The organism is Oleiphilus sp. HI0043, from assembly GCF_001634935.1.
Genome location: NZ_LWEY01000370.1, coordinates 1 through 909 on the forward strand (window position 1 = coordinate 1; position 909 = coordinate 909).

General features: G+C 45.9%; 2 protein-coding genes. Both read right to left on the reverse strand.

The annotated features are described in order from the left end of the window. Positions 1-367: acetyl-CoA carboxylase biotin carboxyl carrier protein (gene accB / locus A3729_RS05070; protein WP_068633306.1), on the reverse strand; the 367-nt coding region annotated here is incomplete at its 3' end. Between the two features lie 19 nt (positions 368-386). Next, positions 387-821 carry a type II 3-dehydroquinate dehydratase gene (gene aroQ / locus A3729_RS05075; RefSeq protein ID WP_068508593.1) on the reverse strand — a complete coding sequence of 145 codons (435 nt, stop codon included), beginning with the start codon at positions 819-821 and terminating at the stop codon, positions 387-389. Positions 822-909 lie beyond the last annotated feature (88 nt).

Here is a 909-nt window from a genome sequence, read left to right on the forward strand (position 1 = left end):
GGTCTGCCTCGATTTGGTTCATCATTTTCATTGCTTCAATGATGCACAAGACATCGCCAGCCTTAACGCTTTGTCCAACTTCAACAAATGGGGCGGAGTCAGGTGAGGGCGCCTTGTAGAAGGTGCCGACCATAGGGGCATTGATTGTCTGGTCACTAGAGGTGCTCGCCGGTGCCGGACTTGCAGTGGATGTTTCTGTGATAGGTGCTGAAGCAGACGTTACGGGTGCTGGGGCCGCTGCTGGTGCGGCGACAACATGCTTGCGACGGTTGATGCGGATGGACTCTTCGCCTTCCTTAATCTCTAGTTCTTCTACATCTGACTCGGTGATTAATTCGATCAGCTTTTTGATTTTTCGAATATCCATAACAATTCCTGTATTAGGTTTATAGCGCCTGCAGGGCTTTGCTGAGCGCAGCATCGTAACCTAAGCTGCCCAGCCCGCAGATGACGCCTAATGCGACATCAGAGAAATAAGAATGATGGCGAAATGTTTCTCTAGCATGAACATTTGATAAATGTACTTCGATAAAAGGAATATCAATCGCTAGTAGAGCATCTCGGATTGCTACGCTCGTATGCGTAAATGCCGCAGGGTTAATAATTATAAACTGAGTATCATCTTGCTTAGCTTGATGTATGCGCTCGATAAGTTCGTGTTCAGCATTGCTTTGCAACGTGTTGAGCGCGATATTGTTATTCTTGGCGCAGGCTTTTAAGCGAGAGTTGATATCATTGAGAGTTTCTGAGCCGTAAATTTCGGGTTCGCGGGTGCCTAAAAGGTTTAGGTTTGGGCCATGAAGTACCAGTATGCTAGCCATAATCAGACGATGCTCGTAAAAACATGTGAAAGAGAAAGTTAATTCTAAGTGCCGTGAGAAATGTCTACAAGTGTAGTTTCTTTTTATG

Coding starts and splice junctions, on each gene's coding strand:
- aroQ (WP_068508593.1), bottom strand. CDS start 821: ATGGCTAGCATACTGGTACTTCATGGCCCAAACCTAAACCTTTTAGGC.